The organism is Microbacterium sp. 2216-1 (assembly GCF_046507855.1).
GTDB classification, from domain to species: Bacteria; Actinomycetota; Actinomycetes; order Actinomycetales; family Microbacteriaceae; genus Microbacterium; species Microbacterium esteraromaticum_C.
The window spans coordinates 1-16724 of record NZ_JBKFTM010000005.1; the positions used below are offsets into that span (position 1 = coordinate 1).

Below are 16724 nucleotides of genomic sequence, written 5' to 3' on the forward strand. Positions count from 1 at the left end.
GCTGTTGAGTTCTCAAGGATCGGACGCACCCACACACCAACCAACAAAGGCCAGACGCGCAAGGCAACTTCACAATCATAATCATCCCGACCCGACTGTCAAATCGACGGCCGTGAGGATCAGAACGAATCCGCTGCCCGTGAAGGCAACTTGTCCATCTTATCCGTCTCGGCCGATCTGTCAAGTTGACTCCCGGGCGGGACTTCCACGCTCTTCAGCACGAGGCCGATCATCCGAAGATGAAGGAGGTGGATGTTCGCTACTTGGTGGGGAGCCAGACCCTCAGGCCTTCCGCTCAACCGCTTGGGGCGAACAAGTAAGAGCTTACGTGCGTCGGGGCATCCCGGCAAATCGGGCCCAGCCGGTCGGGCGTGTCGCCCCGCCTAAGGAATGCAGCGACCGCACTCCCGGTTGCATCCGACGATGACTACTCCTGCGCTCTCCGTTCTCGATCTCGTCCCCGTCCGCGCTACGTCTGACGGCACCGTGCAGACCAGCGCCCAGGCGCTGACCTCCTCCCTCTCCCTCGCGCAGCGCGCTGACGAACTGCGCCTGCGTCGCTACTGGTTCGCCGAGCACCACAACATGCCGGCGGTGGCATCCACCTCTCCCCCGGTACTGATCGCCGCGGCCGCAGCACGCACCCGACGCATCCGCGTCGGATCGGGCGGCGTCATGCTGCCCAACCACGCGCCACTCATCGTCGCCGAGCAGTTCGCCGCGCTCGAAGCGCTCGCGCCCGGCCGCATCGACCTCGGGCTCGGCCGCGCACCCGGCAGCGATCCCGTCATCACGCAGCTCCTGCGTTCATCCGGCGCCGCCGGCGATGTCGAGCGCTTCCCGCAGCATGTCCAGGACATCGCGCTGATGCTGCAGCCCGACGGCGCCACCGTGCAGTTCACGTCCGGCGGGCAGTACCAGGTGCGCTCCACACCCTCCGCGACCGGGGCTCCGCAAATCTGGATGCTCGGATCGAGCGACTACTCGGCACAGCTCGCCGCCGTGCACGGCCTGCCCTACGTCTTCGCCAACCACTTCTCGGGGCACGGCCTGGAGCGTGCGCTCGACCTGTATCGGTCCGGCTTCCAGCCGTCCGAGACGCTGGCCGAGCCGCGCACCTTCCTGACGGCCAACGTCGTCGCCGCTGATACCGCCGAAGAAGCCGACGATCGCGCCCTGCCCCAGCTGCGCATGATGGCGCGCCTGCAGCAGAACAAACCACTCACCGCACTGCAAACCGTCGAGCAGGCCAAGACAGGACTCGCCGCCGACGCCGACCCGGCCGAGCACTCGCTCATCGCCGCCATGCGGCAGCGCTGGTTCATCGGTGATGGCCCGTCGGTGGCATCCGATCTCTCGGCATTCGCCGCCCGGCACGGCGTCGACGAGATCATGCTCTCGCCCGTCGCCGGCGCCTACGAGGCCGAGCCTCTCGACGAGACGCCGGGACGCATCCGCACGCTGGAGCTGCTCGCCCGCTGAGGCGGGCGGGGCGGCGAGCGCGGGGCCTATGCCTCGGGCTCGCCGTGGATCAGCGCGCGCAGCCAATCGCGCGCCTCGACGAACACCTCGTCGGCATACCGTTCCGGGTACTGCACGATCTTGCGGTCGGCGCGCGGGTACGACCCCAGGAAAGCCACGCGAGGGCTGAAGCGCCGGATCCCCATCAGCGCATCGGCCATGCGCTCGTCGTGCGCGTGGCCGTCGGCGTCGACGACGAATCGGTACCGCCCGAGGGCGTCTCCGATCGGACGCGACTGCAGCAGCGACAGGTTGATGCCGCGCGTGGAGAACTGCTCGAGCATCTCCAGCAGCGCGCCGGGGCGATCGTCGGGCAGTTCGATGATCAGCGAGGTCTTGTCGGCGCCGGTCGGCTCGGCGGGGGCGACGGTCTTCGACACCAGCACGAACCGGGTCACAGCGTTGTCGTTGTCGCCGATCTGCTCGGCGAGCACCTCGACCTCGTGGTGCGCGACGATTCCCGGGGCGGCGATCGCGGCCTGCGCGGGCAGGGTTCCGTCGAGCACGCCGATCGCGGAGGCCACGTTGCTGGCGGCCGGCACGTGCGCGTGCCGCGGCAGGTGCTCGCCGAGCCAGCCGTGGCACTGCGCGTAGGCGACCGGATGCGCGGCGATGACCTGTACGTCGTCGAGGCGGGTGCCCGGCGCGCCGACCAGTACGAAGTTGACGTTGACCAGGTACTCGCCGATGATGCGCAGCCCCGGCAGCGTCGCGAGGGCATCGAGTGTGGTCGAGACACCGCCCTCGACCGAGTTCTCGATCGCGATCATGGCCGCGTGGCTGCGGCCTTCGAGCACGTCGGCGAGCGCCTCACCGACGTTATGCACAGCACGCCAGTCGTGTCCGCGCGCCTCGGGCACCTGATCGAGCGCTGCCTCGGTGAAGGTTCCGGCGGGGCCGAGATAGCTGTATGTGCGGCGTTCGGTCACTCCGCCAGCCTAGACCCGCGCCCCGGTGCGTCGACGCCGCGTTTCCGGGGCCCGCGGCAGGGTGAGTGAGGTCGGCCGTGTTCCGAGAACAGGACGGATGCTGAGAACAGGCTCGTTACCGAGAATCGTCCTGTTCTCGGTAACGAGCCTGTTCTCGGTGAACGTCGGAACAATCCCAGCCCCGACCCTCCGTCTCACCGCGACACGAGGATGCGCAGGCGCGAATGCCGGGGCAGACTATCCCCATGACCAGCCGTGCCGGACTCCCCGCCGAGGAACATGACCTGATCGACGTCGACGAGCTGATCGCCGCGTACTATGACCGGCGCCCGGATCCGTCCGTTCCCGCGCAGCGCGTCGTGTTCGGCACGAGCGGTCACCGCGGCTCGGCGCTGACGTCGAGCTTCAACGAGGACCACATCCTCGCCACCACACAGGCCATCGTCGACTACCGCGCCGATCAGGGCATCCGCGGGCCGCTCTTCCTGGGGCGAGACACGCACGCGCTCTCGCTGCCCGCCGAGCGCAGCGCGATCGAGGTGCTGATCGGCAACGGCGTCGATGTGCGCATCGACTCCCGCGAATCGTGGGTTCCCACACCCGCCCTCAGCCACGCCATCCTCACCTACAACCGCGGCCGCGAGGCATCCGACGCGGACCGTGCCGACGGGATCGTCGTCACCCCCTCGCACAACCCGCCCCGCGACGGCGGCTTCAAGTACAACCCGCCGCACGGCGGCCCCGCCGACACCGACGCGACGGGCTGGATCGCCCAGCGCGCGAACGACCTGATCGCTGCCGGGTTGGAGGGTGTGCGACGCATCCGTCACGCCGACATCGACGAGGACACGATCGGCACCTACGACTTCCGCGATGCGTACGTGCGCGATCTGCCCTCGATCATCGACATCGACGCGATCCGGCGCGCGGGCGTGCGCATCGGCGCCGACCCGCTCGGCGGGGCGTCGGTGGACTACTGGACGCTCATCGCCGAGATGCACGACCTCGACCTGCGCGTCGTCAACCCCGAGGTCGACCCCACCTGGCGATTCATGACCCTGGACTGGGACGAGAAGATCCGCATGGATCCGTCGTCGCCGTCGGCGATGGCCTCGCTCGTCGCCAAGAAGGGCGACTTCGACGTGCTCACCGGCAACGACGCCGACGCCGACCGGCACGGCATCGTCACCCCGGACGCCGGACTGATGAACCCCAACCACTACCTGGCCGTCGCGATCGACTACCTGTTCTCGCACCGCGCCGACTGGCCTCGCGATGCGGCCATCGGAAAGACGTTGGTCTCGTCGATGATCATCGACCGGGTCGCCGAGTCGCTCGGTCGGCGCCTGCTGGAGGTTCCGGTCGGCTTCAAGTGGTTCGTCCCCGGCCTGCTCGACGGCACCGTGGCGTTCGGCGGCGAGGAGTCTGCGGGAGCGTCGTTCTTGCGCCGCGACGGCAGCGTCTGGTCGACCGACAAGGACGGCATCCTGCTGTGCCTGCTGGCCGCCGAGATCATCGCCGTGACCGGCAAGACCCCCTCGGAGCGCTACCGCGAACTCGAAGCGGCCTTCGGCGCCTCGGCCTACCAGCGGGTCGACGCGCCAGCAACGCCCGAGCAGAAGGCGACGCTGTCAAAGCTCGCCCCCGATGCCGTGGATGCCACCGAGCTGGCCGGTGAAACGATCACGGCGAAGCTCTCGCATGCCCCCGGCAACGGCGCCGCGATCGGCGGGTTGAAGGTGCAGACCGAGCACGCCTGGTTCGCCGCGCGCCCCTCGGGCACCGAAGACGTCTACAAGCTGTACGCCGAGAGCCTGCGCGGCCCCGAGCACCTCGCGCAGGTGCAGGAGGAGGCCCGGGCGGTCGTCTCGGCCGCACTCGCCGACTGACGCGACGCCCGGCACCGGGATCGGCGCGCGGCGCGCGGGTGCGCGGGTGCGCGGGTACGTCAACCGGGCGCGTCGCGCCCGGTTGAGCCGCGGGCGAGTTGCGCGCCGGCCTCGCGCAACCAGCGCGCGGGGTCGGCAAGGGCGGATGCCGCAGACCCGGCGATCTGCGTCAACGACAGCGTGCCGGTGAACAGTTCTGTGTCAGCAACATCATCGATACGACCGGCGACGAGTAGGGCGCGCGCGCTGGCATCCGCCGCGAGCGAAGCGACGTACGACGGCACCTTGCCGTCTCCGGACTGCCCGTCGTACGCCCCCTCGCCGGTGACGACGACGTCGGCCGAGGCGACGGCCTCGGCCAGTCCGATCAGCCGCGCGACCTCGATCGCACCCGGCACCAGCTGCGCGCCCCAGGCCACGAGCGCGCCGCCGACGCCGCCGGCAGCGCCCGCACCGGGCGTCGCGGCATCAACGCCGAGCAGGTGCGCCATCTGACCGAGTGCAGCATCGACCCGGTGCTGATCCGCGGGGTCGGTGAGTCCCTTCTGCGGCCCGAAGACCGCGGCCGCACCGCGGGGACCGGTGAGCGGGTTGGTGACGTCGGTGAGGACGATCACGTCGGATGCCTGCCGCAGGCAACTCAGGTCGGCCGTCACGATATCGGCAAGCCCCCGCGCGCCGGGGGCGGTCTCCGTGCCCGAGGAGTCAAGGAACCGGGCGCCGAGCGCCCGCAGCATTCCGGTGCCACCGTCGGTCGATGCGCTCGATCCGATACCGAGCACCACCCGCGAGACGCCGAACTCGAGCGCCGCAGCGATCGCCTGCCCGAACCCCCGCGAATCGGCATCCCACGGACGCAACTGATCGAGCATCTCGATGCCCGAGGTCGACGCCATGTCGATCACGGCCGTCCCCTGCGGGGCGTCGTCGGATGCCGGAAGCAGCAGCCATGACGTCGTGACAGGCGTGCCGGCCGGGCCGTCGACGGTCACGGGCATCCGCCGCGCGCCCGGCACCGACGCCTCGAACGCGGCGACCGTACCCTCGCCCCCGTCGGCCATCGGACGCGGCACGATCTCTGCCGCGGGGTCGACCGACCGCCAGCCCGCGGCGAGCGCGTCGACGGCATCCGCGGCGGTGATCGTGCCCTTGAAACTGTCGGGCGCGAGCACCACGCGCGTCACGGCGTGACCACCGGTGTACTGTCGCGCACGAGCACATCCAGTTCGACCGGCGACTGCTGCCACTGTGCATCGACGGTCGCCCGGAACGCCTGGTACCCGAGCTCACCGAGCGGCACGCGCACCGTCGTCAACTGCGGCGTCACATCACGGCTCGCCGGCACATCGTCAAAGCCGCACACCGCGATGTCGGCGCCGACCGTGCGCCCGGCCTCGCGGATCGCCGTCATGGCGCCGATCGCCACGACGTCGCTCAGCGCGAAGACCAGCGTTCCGGCATCCACCCCGTCGCGCAGCGCGTCAGCCATCGACGCCGCACCCGACTCGCGTTCGAAGGTACCGCGGTAAGTGCGCGCGAGCGCACCACCTCCGGCTGTGAAGCCCTCAGCGAAGCCGGCGAGGCGGTCGTCCGACGTGCGCACGCCGTCGGCCGCACCGATAGCGATCGCGCGGCGATAGCCGAGACGCGCCATCTCGCGGCCCAGACGCTCGGCCCCGTCGCGGTTGTCGATGCGGATGCTGCGATCCGCGCCCGCGCCGAACGCCACCGTGCGTGCGCCGAGGTGGCGGAAGGCGTCCAGCTCGTCCGCCGTGCGGGTCTCGCCGTCATCCGTACGCGAAGCCGCCAGGATCACACCGCGCGGACGTTGCCCGCGCAGAGCACGCAGGATCTTCGCCTCACGCTCGGGGTCGCGCTGCGTGATGGCGATGGTGACGATGAGGCCCTCTTCATCGGCACCTCGCGCGACACCCGCGGCGATCTGCCCGAAGTACGGGTCGGCGATATCGGCGACCAGCAACGCGATGGCGGCCGAGGTTCCGCGCGCTGTGGCCTGCGCCGAGGCATTGGCCGTGTAGCCGAGCTCATCGGCGGCCTTCTCGACCCGCTCGCGATACGACTCGGCGACCTTGCGGTCGGAGCCGTTCAGCACGCGGGATGCCGTCGCCAGCGACACCCCCGCGGCGCGGGCGACATCGTGAAGGGTCGGTGAGCGTCGCACGTCAGCGGTCATGCGCTGAGCCTACCCATGCGGCGCGGACTGCTCTCACGAGGGGTGGGTGTTTCCGCCTCACGAGGGGTGGGGGTTTGTGCCTCACGAGGGGTGGGCGTTCTCCCCTCACGAGGGGTCAAGAAATGCGGGGTTGCGCGCCCATTACACGACGTTTCTTGACCCCTCGTGGGAGTGGGGCGTCTCGTGAGGGTGTGGGTTCTCGTGGGAGTGGGACGTCTCGTGGGAGTGGGGTTTCTCACGGGGCTGGTTCGCCCGCCTCGCCGGCGAGCAGAGCGCGCAGGGTCGCCGCTTCAGATGCCAGCAGCGCGGGGTCGTCGTCGGGAACGAACTCCAGCAGGGCGTCCCGCGGCGGCAACGCCTGGGCGGATGCCGCCGTGAACAGGGCTCGCCACAGCTCCGCGCGCTCGCGCAGCCGCAGGCGCTCCGCTGCCGGCCACCACGAGAACACATGCACGGCGCTGGTGTGCGCAGCCACCGCGTCGTACTCGGCCAGGGCGACAGCATCCGGTACCCCGACCGACGGCTGCCAGTACGTCGTCAGGGCGGGACTGCCAACGTCGGCGAGCAGCCGCAACGTCGTCTGAGGGGTGTCGGCCAGCGTGCCGCGGTGGTACTCCAACGCCAGGGTGATCCCGCGCTCTACCGCCTCGGCGGCGGCGTCCCGCAGCCGCGCGACCGTCTGCGTGTACTGCTGCGCAGATGCATCGGCGGAGTCGACGCGTCCCGCCCAGATCCGCACGCGGTCAGCGCCCAGCGCGGCCGCGCTGTCGAGCACCGGGGTGAGCGGCTCGTCCGGGTCTGCGCGGAAGTACGCTCCGTACGAGCAGGTCAGCAGTCCAGCATCCGCTGTCAGTTCGGCGACCTGCGCGGCACGCTCGACGTCGCCGGCCGGCACGTGCACGTCACCGCCCCACTCGATCACCTGCAGGCCCGCTTCAGCGGCCAGCGGCACGAGCTGCTCCGGCGTCAGCTGCCGGAAGGTCACCGAGCACAATCCCGATCTCATCACCGTCCCCTTTCGCATCTATTCGTCACATACTCCCGCTACTCGGCCCGAATTCAGGCAGTTTGTGACGAATAGACGGGTGGAGAGGGCGGGAGGTGCGGGGACACCGTGGCGGCGAAGGCCGCGGCCGTACGAGCGACCACCGTCTCGGGGGCGTCAGCCCAGATGTCGGCGTTGAAGATCTCGACCTCGATATCGCGGTCGTAGCCGGTGTCGACCACCGCGCGGGTGAGCGAGGCGAAGTCGATGATGCCCTCGCCCATGTAGTGCCGCGAGAGCAGCACGTCGGCCGGCAGCGGCGTCTGCCAGTCGCACACCTGGTACGTGGCGATGCGCCCCTCGCGCCCGGCGCGTGCGATCTGCTCGTACACCTGCGGATCCCACCAGATGTGGAAGGTATCGACCGCAGCACCGACCGTCGCGGCATCGAAGTCGGATGCCAGATCCAGGGCCTGCCCGAGCGTCGAGACGACGCACCGGTCGGAGCCGAACATCGGATGCAGAGGTTCGATCGCCAACGTCACTCCGGCGCTGCGCGCATACGGCACGAGATCGCCGAGGGCGTCCCGCACCCGTTCACGAGCCCCGACGAGATCGCGCGATCCCTCGGGCAGGCCACCCGCGACGAGCACGAGCACGGCCGTTGAACCGTCGGCACCGGCATCCGCCAGCGCCGCAGTCTCGTCGATCGCTCGCCGGTTGTCAGCAAGAGCCGCGTCGCGCTCGGGACCGGCCGGCAGGGTGAAGAACCCTCCCCGGCAGTGCGTCGAGAAGCGCAGGCCCGAATCCGACAGCATCCGCGTCGCCGTGTCGAGACCGACCTCGTTCACGGGCTCGCGCCACAGTCCGATGGACTGCACTCCGGCATCCGCGGTCACCCGCAAAGCGGTCGCGAGATCGGCGTACTTGATGGTGGCTTGGTTGATCGACAGGCGCGCGTCGACGGTCATATCGCGCTCCGCTCTCCACGAGGGGTCAAGAAATGCTGGGTCTGAGGGTACAGATACGACGTATTTTGACCCCTCGTGGGGGGCATCGCGTCGCGTTGGCGGGCGTCATGCGTCGACGCCGTTCAGGCGCAGCATCCCGTGCCAGCGCTGCTGCGCCAGCTCGGGGTTCTCCAGCGCGAGCGAGGCGTTGGCCAGCTCGACGATGCGCGACAGGTGCGGCAGGCTGCGCGCCGAGTGCAGGCCCCCGACCATCTGGAACGCCGGCTGGTGGCCGTTGAGCCAGGACAGGAATGCGACACCGGTCTTGTAGTAGAACGTGGGTGCGGCGAACACCTGCCGGCTGAGCTCTTCGGTGGGTCCGAGGATGCGCGCGTAGGCGGCGTGATCACCGGCATCCAACGCCTGGATCGCCGCCGACGCGACCGGGGTGATCGCAGCGAAGGCACCCAGCAGGGCATCCGAGTACGACCGCTCGCCGACACCCGAATCGCCGATCAGCGAGACATAGTTGAAGTCGTCGCCGGTGAACATGCGCACGCGCTGCGGCAGTCGCTCGCGCACCGAGATCTCGCTCTCAGCGTTGAGCAGACTCATCTTCACACCCGCGATCTTCGCCGGGTTCTCGGCGATGATCTGCAGCAGCACCTCGGCGGCCGCAGGCCACTCGGTCGATCCGAAGTACCCCTCCAGCTGCGGGTCGAACGCAGTGCCCAGCCAGTGCAGCACGACGGGCGTGGTCGCCTTGTCGAGCACGGCGCGGTAGACGCGCCGGTAGTCCTCGGCGCTCGTCGCGGTGCGCGCAAGGTGACGGGATGCCATCAGCACCGGTCCCGCACCCTGCTCCTCCGTGAAGTGCAGCTGAGCGGTGTACGCGTCGATGATCTGGTCGAGCGAGAGGTGCTCGTCGTCGATGTGGTCGGTGTTGACGCCGACCACGACCGAGCCGCCCTCCTCGCGCGCGACCTGGGCGCTGCGCGCGATCAGCTCGCGAGTGGCGGCCGCGTCGAGGCCCATGTTGCGCTGCGCCGTGTCCATGGCGTCAGCGACGCCGAGTCCCCACGAGTACACGTTGCGGCGGAACGCGAGCGTGGCGTCCCAGTCGATGTCGGCGGGCTGCCCCGGCGTGTTGTCGGCGTGCACCTTGGGCACGACGTGCGCGGCCGCGTAGGCGACGCGGCTGCGCAGGGCGGATGCCGGACGCGCGTAAGCGCCGGAGTCGTTCAGGGTGGCATCCGAGATCGCTCCGGATGCTGCCAGCAGGCGAAGCGTCGTCATCAGAGCGACAGCTTCTCGATCGCCACCTTGCGCCCTTCGGCGCTGGAGGTGAGGCCCGCCTCGGCGAACTGCACACCGCGCGCACCGGCGAGCAGGTCGAAGTCGTATTCGGTGCCCAGGACGTACGAGGTGAGGTACTCCTCCCACTGCTGGCGGAAGCCGTTGAGGAAGACGTCGTTGGTGGGGACGTTCTGCCAGTCGGCGTCGTAGTCGTGGGTGTCTTCGAGGTCGGGGTTCCAGACCGGCTTGGGCGTGGCGTTGCGCGGCTGGATCTTGCAGCCGAACAGGCCCACGACGGCCGAACCGTGCGTGCCGTCGACCTGGAACTCGACGAGCTCGTCGCGGTTGACGCGCACGGTCCACGACGAGTTGATCTCGGCGATCACGCCGCCATCGAGCTCGAAGATGCCGTACGCGGCGTCTTCGGCGGTGGCGGTGTAGTGCTCGCCCTTCTCGTCCCAGCGGTCGGCGATGTGCACGGCGGCCTGCGCGTACACGCTCTTGACCTCGCCGAAGAGGTTCTCGAGCACGTAGTTCCAGTGCGGGAACATGTCGCTGATGATGCCGCCGCCGTCTTCGGTGCGGTAGTTCCACGACGGACGCTGCGCGGGCTGCCAGTCACCTTCGAACACCCAGTAGCCGAACTCGCCCCGCACCGAGAGGATGCGACCGAAGAAGCCCGAGTCGATCAGGCGCTTGAGCTTCTGCAGGCCCGGCAGGTAGAGCTTGTCGTGCACCACACCGGTCTTGACGCCGGCCTGCTGCGCCAGGCGCGCCAGCTCGAGCGCCTCATCCACCGACTCGGCTGTGGGCTTCTCGGTGTAGATCGCCTTTCCGGCGGCGATGGCCTTGCGGATAGCGGTGGCGCGCGCCTTGGTCACCAGGAAGTCGGCGTAGATCTCCCACTGCGGGTCGGCCAGCGCGGCGTCGAGGTCGGTGGTGTAGTCGGCGATGTCGTGCTGCGCGGCGATCTCGGCGAGCTTGGCCTCGTTGCGGCCGACGAGCAGCGGCTTGACGGTGACCTTCGTGCCATCGGGGAGCTCGATGCCGCCCTGGTCGCGGATCGCCAGGATCGATCGCACCAGGTGCTGGCGGTAGCCCATGCGCCCGGAGACGCCGTTCATGATGATGCCGATCTCGCGTACGTCGGTCATGGTGATCCGTTCTGTCGGTGATGCTCGGAAGTCTGTGCGCTCCACATCCGTGCGGGTAAGCGCTTTCCGCTATCAAAGCAGGTCGGGTAATCGAGCGCAACCTTCGAGCGCTCGCGGCGTCAGCAGCAGAGGGCATCAGCGCACGAGAACGCGTCAGTGACAGAGCGCGTCAGCGACAGAGACGGCCGACAGAGAGCGTCAGCGACCGACTCTGGCGGGCCGAGCGCCTCAGCGCTCGCGAGCGTCAGCGACCGAGCGCGTCGAGGAGGTCGGCGAAGTGCTCGAGGTCGTCGGCCGACCAGGCGCGCAGGCGGTCGCCGAGGCGCTCCTTGTACGTCGCGCGCGCGATCTCGACGCGCTCCTGCGCGAGTTCCGTCGCGACGAGGCGGCGAGCGCGTCGGTCGTCGGGGTCACGGATGCTGTCGACCAGCCCCAGCTCTTCGAGCTGACGCACCTGACGACTCACCGTGGACTTGTCGGTCTGCAGTCGATCGATGATCTCGCCCGCCGTTGTCGCCGTGCCGTTCACGATCGACGTGAGCACCTGGTAGCCGAGCGGCTGCAGATCCGGATGCACCGAGGCCGCCGCCTCACGCCACCCCACTCGGATGCGGGCGAACAACCGCCCGAGCTCGTGCTCGACGCGCGAGACGGCCTGATCGAGCTCGATATCGCCCACGCCGATGCGCCCGTCCGTGCCGTCTGAGGCATCGGCGCCGACGGCAGCACCGTCGGCCGCGTGCGGGGCGGCGGTCATCCCGCCAGTGTACGACGCGGCGGCGCACGAATCGGCGACCGGCGCCACCCGGTCAGCGTGTGCGTGCACCGTCGCCTCCGGCATCCGAAACGACGCGGATGCCACCGGTGGCGGCCATCGATGCGCCGACCTCTGCCTCGGCGACCTCGATCGTCGATTCCTCGGCCTGCTCCCGCAGCAGCTCGGCCGAGGTCTTGGTCGACAGCGGCTTGTTGCGGATGAACGCGATCGCGATGACCCCGACCACCGCCAGCGGAATGGCGATCATGAAGGCGTCAGCGATGCCGTGCCCGTACGCGGATTCCACGATGACTCGGATGCTGTCGGGCAGCTCTCCGACCTTCGGGACGTCGCCGGAAGCCAGCCCCTGCAACGCGTCAACCTCGTCGGGCGCCGCCGGGGTGAAACCGGCCAGGCCGTCGGCGATGTAGACCCCGACGCGGGAGGCGAGCAGCGCACCCATGATGGTCACGCCGATCGTGCCGGCGATGGTGCGGAAGAAGTTCACGTTCGACGATGCCGCTCCAAGCTGCTGCGGCGGGGTGTCGTTCTGAACGATCAGCGTGAGGTTCTGCATGACCATGCCGAGTCCCGCGCCGAGCACGAACATGTACGTGGCGACGAGGGCGAACGGGGTGTCGTAGCGCAGCGTCGACATCAGCGTGACGCCGAGCAGCGTGAGCGCCGAGCCGGTCAGCATCCCCCCCTTCCACTTTCCGAAGCGGCTCACCAACTGGCCGATGATGATCGACGCACCCATCTGACCGACGATCATCGGGATCGTCATCAGTCCCGACTCGGTCGGCGTGGCGCCCCGCGCCAACTGGAAGTACTGGGCGAGGAAGACGGACGTGGCGAACATCGACACACCGATCGCGATCGAGGCGATCACCGAGAGCGTGAACGTGCGGTTGCGGAACAGCGACATCGGCACGATCGGCTCTTTCACGACGAACTCGACGGCGATGAAGGCGACCAGGAAGACACCTGCGATGCTCGCGAGGATCCAGCTGGTGGCGGAATCCCACGCGAACTGGCTGCCGCCCATCGACACCCAGATCAGCAGGGTCGACACCCCCACGGCCAGCAGAACGATGCCGAGATAGTCGATAGAGACCTTGGCCTTCTGCGGCTTGGGCAGGTGCAGGGTCACCTGCAGCAGGATCAGGGCGAGCACCGCGAAGGGGACGCCGATGAAGAAGTTGGCGCGCCACCCCCACGTGTCGGTGATGACGCCGCCGAGCAGCGGCCCGCCGATCGTGGCGAACGCCATGACGCCGCCGACTACCCCCATGTACTTGCCACGCTCACGGGGAGAGATCAGAAGTGCCACGGCGACCATGACCAACGACATCAGACCGCCTACGCCGATGCCCTGCACGACGCGCACCGCGATGAGCATGTTCATGTCGACCGAGAACCCGGCGGTCACCGTGCCGACCGTGAAGAGGATGAGCGACAGCTGCACCAGGATCTTGCGGTCGAGAAGGTCGGCGAGCTTTCCCCAGACCGGCGTCGAGACAGCTGTGGCGAGCAGGCTCGCGGTGATCACCCAGGTGTACTGCGATTGCGTTCCGCCGAGGTCTGCGACGATCACCGGCAGCGAGGTCGAGACGACCGTGCCCGAAAGGACGGCGACGAACATGCCGACGATCAGGCCCGAGATGGCGGTGAAGACCTCGCGCGCGGAGCGCTGCGGGACGGGATCCGATTGGGTGGCTGCGGTGGTACTCAAAGGCGTGGGCGCTCCTGGATAGATAGTTGATCGACGTCAACAATACGCCACTAGTTGCGATTGAGCAACCATTGCACAAGCTCAATCACGGGCCGAGCGAGCGAGCACAGGAAGCCGGAGCCGACGCAGCTCACCCCGAAACCCCCTATGGTTGACGCGCAGCATCCGATCCAATGGAGGACTGATGACCACCCCGTACGAACTCGACGCACACGCGCACGGGGCCGCGCCACGGCATCCGATCACCGCCGACCTCGACACCTTCGCATGATCGCCCTCCCCGCCGCCGACACCGCTCTCTCGCCTTTCACCGGCTGGACACGCGCACACTGGGAGCGCGTTGCCGACACGATCCTCGACGGAGCCGCCCGCCACGCCAGCCCCACCGGATCGCTGATCCGCTACCCCGGAGTCCCGGGCGGCCTCGGACGCGACATCGACCATCTCGAGGGCTTCACGCGCACGTTCATGCTGGCGTCGTTCCGCATCGCCGGCGATCCCGCCCGCACCCAGTCGCTGGCCCGGCGCTACGCGCGCGGCATCGCCGCCGGGGTCGATCCGACGCATCCGGAGCGCTGGGTGCGCATCGAAGAGCACGCCCAGGCGAAGGTCGAGGCTGCGGCGCTCGCACTGGGACTGCACCTCACGCGCGACACCGTCTGGGCACAGCTCGACGATCGCGCGCGAACGCAGACGATCGACTACCTCTCGGCATTCATGGGCGAGCCGTATCCGCCGAACAACTGGGCCTGGTTCCGCATCATGGTGTCGTTCTTCCTCGAGAGCGTGGGCGGGCCGTTCTCGGCATCCGACCGCGACGAGGACTTCGCACTGCTGGACGGATTCGACCTGCCCGGTGGGTGGACCTCCGATGGCGTCGGCCGCGACTTCGACCACTACTGCGGGTGGGCGCTGCCGTTCTACCCGATCGTCTGGGCGCAGCTCGTTCAGGACGACGCCCGCTATGCCCAGCGGGTGGCTCGATACACAGAACGACTGGACGACTATCTCGATGACGCGCTGCACCTGATCGGCACCGACGGGGCACCGCTGCTGCAGGGTCGCAGCCTCACCTACCGGTTCGCCACGGCGGCCCCCGCGTGGGCGGCCGCGTTCCACGGGCGATCGCGCCACGATCCGGGACTGCTGCGCCGGGCCGCAAGCGGCCAGATCAAGCATTTCGTCGAGCGCGGCGCGCCCGATACCGACGGCGTCCTCTCACTCGGCTGGCACCATCCGTGGCGGGCGATCGCGCAGAACTACTCGGGGCTGGGATCACCCTATTGGGCGGCGAAAGGGATGCTGGGGCTGGCCCTGCCCGCCTCACACCCCGCGTGGACCGCGCCCGAGCAACCGCTGCCGATCGACCGCGGCGCCTTCGCCCGTGCCCTGTCCGCGCCCGGGTGGCTCGCCATGGGAACGACCGACGGCATCGTGCGCATCGTCAACCACGGCACCGACCATCGCGCCGAGGGCACCGACCACCCGGACGCGCCCCTGTACGCGAAGTTCGGCTACTCGACAGCGACCGCCCCCGTGCTGACCGATCCCGGCGTCTCCTGGCCCGTCGACGGGACCGTGGCGCTCGTGCGCGACGGACTGCCCAGCCACCGCTCGGGATTCACCGTGGGGAACACGCGCGCCCTGGACACTCAGACCCTCCTGGGTTGGTCGACGTCGACAGCCCACTGGCCGATCGGCTACGAGGCAGGACCGGACCACGGCGTCGGCACCCACCACGGCGCAACGATGCACGGGCCGCGCATCGACACCGTATCGGTGACCCACGGCGCGTGGGAGGTGCGATTGATCCGCGTGCACGCCGATGCGCCGCTGCAGCCGGGCGACACGCTGCGCGTCGGCGGCTGGGCGCTGACCGGCGACCTGGCCCCGTTCACCGACGGCACTACGCCGAGTGACGAAGCACCCCGCGCCGCATGGGCACGGACCGAGCGACTGGCGACCGGCGTCGTGGCGCTCGGTGAAGACACGCTCGGTGACGTGGCAGACCCGCACTCCTCCGGAGTGCTCACCCTCGACGACGCCACGCCTCTGGCAGGGCGCACCGCGGTTCCCTGGCTGGAGACGGCCCCGGATGCCGGCGCGTGGCGCGCCTTCGGCATCCACCTGGGCGCCCCCACCGAGGCGACCACAGCGCCCGTCATCTCGACCGACCACGAGGAACGGCACATCGCTTGGCCCGACGGGCACATCACGCGCCTGCCGATCGACCCGCTTCTCAGCCGCTCCGGCGCGACACCATGACGGGCAGCATCCGCAGATCTTCGGGCTCGCCACCCTCGATCAGGTCGGCCAGGCACTGAACGGCCGCCTCGCCGAGGCGATCGAAATCCTGTCGCACCGTCGTGAGCGGCGGCCGGTACTGGGCGGCATCCGCGACGTCGTCGAAACCGATCACCGCGACGTCGTCGGGCACCCGCACACCCGCGTCAGCCAGCGCCCGCAACGCTCCGAGGGCCATCTGGTCGTTGGCCGCGAACAGCGCGGTGAACGCAGCGTCGGCCGGCTGCGTGCGACGAGCATCGAGCATCCGCTCCGTCTGCGCGTACCCCGCGTCGGCGCTCCAATCGCCCCGGACGACGTCGGGAGCAGACGCACCGGCCGCGGCGAGCGCGGCACGCCAGCCGCGTTCGCGTTCGGATGCCGCGAACGAGTCGAGCGGACCGCCGAGGTGATGCACCGTGCGATGCCCGGCCACGAGCAGCCGCTCCGTCGCCGCCCGCGCTCCCGCAGCATGGTCAGTGGCGACGACGGTGAAGCGCTCATCGGGCGGCGAGTCGACCACGACCAGGCGGATGCCCGCCGACCCGGCCTCGCGGGCGAGAGCCGTGGCCTCGTTCAACACGATGGCGCCGTCGACGCCCTGGTCATGCAGACGCTCGAACGCGTGCGCGATATCGCCGGCATCCCCCAGCGTGACCACGGTCAGGGCATACCCGCGTACGGAGGCGGCATCGGCGACCGCCTGCAGCATGCGCGAGTTGCCGACCGTCGACAGGGTCTGGGCCACCAGTCCGAGAGTCTGCGTGCGACCGGTGCGCAGCGCACGAGCGGCACGATTCGGGCGGTACCCGAGCTCCGCCATCGCCTGCTCGACGCGCAAGCGGGTGGCGGGGTCGACCCGCGGACTGTCGTTGGCGACGCGCGAAACGGTCTGATTCGACACCCCGGCGCGGGTGGCGACCTGGGCCATCGAGACGCGTCTGGCCTGTGGCATCCGATCTTCCCCTCATTCACGGTTCGCAACTCCGGAGTGTTGACGTTACCACGGTGCCGCGCTTACCATGTTCACG

The 16724-nt window shown here is 69.4% G+C and carries 13 protein-coding genes; 3 read left to right on the forward strand and 10 right to left on the reverse strand.

Annotated elements, in window-relative coordinates:
* The first annotated feature begins 423 nt into the window (after nt 1-423).
* Nucleotides 424-1482 carry an LLM class flavin-dependent oxidoreductase gene (locus ACLD0U_RS12945; RefSeq protein ID WP_410340853.1) on the forward strand — a complete coding sequence of 353 codons (1059 nt, stop codon included), beginning with the start codon at nt 424-426 and terminating at the stop codon, nt 1480-1482.
* Between the two features lie 26 nt (nt 1483-1508).
* On the opposite strand, the gene pheA is transcribed toward ACLD0U_RS12945, so the two are convergent.
* On the reverse strand, nt 1509-2450 hold the full coding sequence (gene pheA / locus ACLD0U_RS12950) for a prephenate dehydratase (RefSeq protein ID WP_179409908.1): 942 nt from the start codon (nt 2448-2450) through the stop codon (nt 1509-1511).
* Nucleotides 2451-2695: 245 nt separating this feature from the next.
* Between pheA and pgm the strand changes: the two genes are divergently transcribed.
* Nucleotides 2696-4339 carry a phosphoglucomutase (alpha-D-glucose-1,6-bisphosphate-dependent) gene (gene pgm / locus ACLD0U_RS12955; protein WP_206821625.1) on the forward strand — a complete coding sequence of 548 codons (1644 nt, stop codon included), beginning with the start codon at nt 2696-2698 and terminating at the stop codon, nt 4337-4339.
* Nucleotides 4340-4398: 59 nt separating this feature from the next.
* On the opposite strand, the gene ACLD0U_RS12960 is transcribed toward pgm, so the two are convergent.
* The 8 genes from ACLD0U_RS12960 to ACLD0U_RS12995 form a co-directional block, all read right to left on the reverse strand.
* The gene (locus ACLD0U_RS12960; RefSeq protein WP_410340854.1) at nt 4399-5523 is read right to left on the reverse strand and encodes a glycerate kinase; all 1125 of its coding nucleotides are present in this window, start codon (nt 5521-5523) and stop codon (nt 4399-4401) included.
* A complete protein-coding gene (locus ACLD0U_RS12965; RefSeq protein ID WP_410340855.1) occupies nt 5520-6533 on the reverse strand; it encodes a LacI family DNA-binding transcriptional regulator in 1014 nt (337 codons plus the stop codon). Before ACLD0U_RS12965 ends, ACLD0U_RS12960 begins: the two co-directional genes overlap by 4 nt.
* A 235-nt stretch (nt 6534-6768) precedes the next feature.
* The gene (locus tag ACLD0U_RS12970) at nt 6769-7539 is read right to left on the reverse strand and encodes a sugar phosphate isomerase/epimerase family protein (protein WP_410340856.1); all 771 of its coding nucleotides are present in this window, start codon (nt 7537-7539) and stop codon (nt 6769-6771) included.
* A gap of 53 nt (nt 7540-7592) precedes the next feature.
* Nucleotides 7593-8489 (reverse strand): sugar phosphate isomerase/epimerase family protein, encoded by an 897-nt coding sequence (locus tag ACLD0U_RS12975; RefSeq protein WP_206821621.1) that lies wholly within the window; start codon nt 8487-8489, stop codon nt 7593-7595.
* A gap of 105 nt (nt 8490-8594) precedes the next feature.
* Nucleotides 8595-9764, reverse strand: coding sequence for a dihydrodipicolinate synthase family protein (locus ACLD0U_RS12980; RefSeq protein ID WP_410340857.1), 1170 nt, complete (start codon nt 9762-9764; stop codon nt 8595-8597).
* On the reverse strand, nt 9764-10918 hold the full coding sequence (locus ACLD0U_RS12985; RefSeq protein ID WP_179409901.1) for a Gfo/Idh/MocA family protein: 1155 nt from the start codon (nt 10916-10918) through the stop codon (nt 9764-9766). Before ACLD0U_RS12985 ends, ACLD0U_RS12980 begins: the two co-directional genes overlap by 1 nt.
* A gap of 244 nt (nt 10919-11162) precedes the next feature.
* Nucleotides 11163-11675: a MarR family winged helix-turn-helix transcriptional regulator gene (locus tag ACLD0U_RS12990; RefSeq protein ID WP_179409900.1), complete on the reverse strand. Its 513-nt coding sequence runs from the start codon at nt 11673-11675 to the stop codon at nt 11163-11165.
* A 52-nt stretch (nt 11676-11727) separates the two neighbouring features.
* Nucleotides 11728-13410 carry a DHA2 family efflux MFS transporter permease subunit gene (locus ACLD0U_RS12995; protein ID WP_410340858.1) on the reverse strand — a complete coding sequence of 561 codons (1683 nt, stop codon included), beginning with the start codon at nt 13408-13410 and terminating at the stop codon, nt 11728-11730.
* A gap of 267 nt (nt 13411-13677) precedes the next feature.
* On the opposite strand from ACLD0U_RS12995, the gene ACLD0U_RS13000 reads away from it, so the two are divergent.
* Nucleotides 13678-15675, forward strand: a complete 1998-nt coding sequence (locus ACLD0U_RS13000) for a DUF2264 domain-containing protein (protein ID WP_410340859.1) — start codon at nt 13678-13680, stop codon at nt 15673-15675.
* Here ACLD0U_RS13000 and ACLD0U_RS13005 read toward each other — a convergent pair.
* A complete protein-coding gene (locus ACLD0U_RS13005) occupies nt 15650-16648 on the reverse strand; it encodes a LacI family DNA-binding transcriptional regulator (protein WP_410340860.1) in 999 nt (332 codons plus the stop codon). The two genes, ACLD0U_RS13000 and ACLD0U_RS13005, sit on opposite strands and share 26 nt — an antisense overlap.
* Between the last annotated feature and the right edge of the window lie 76 nt (nt 16649-16724).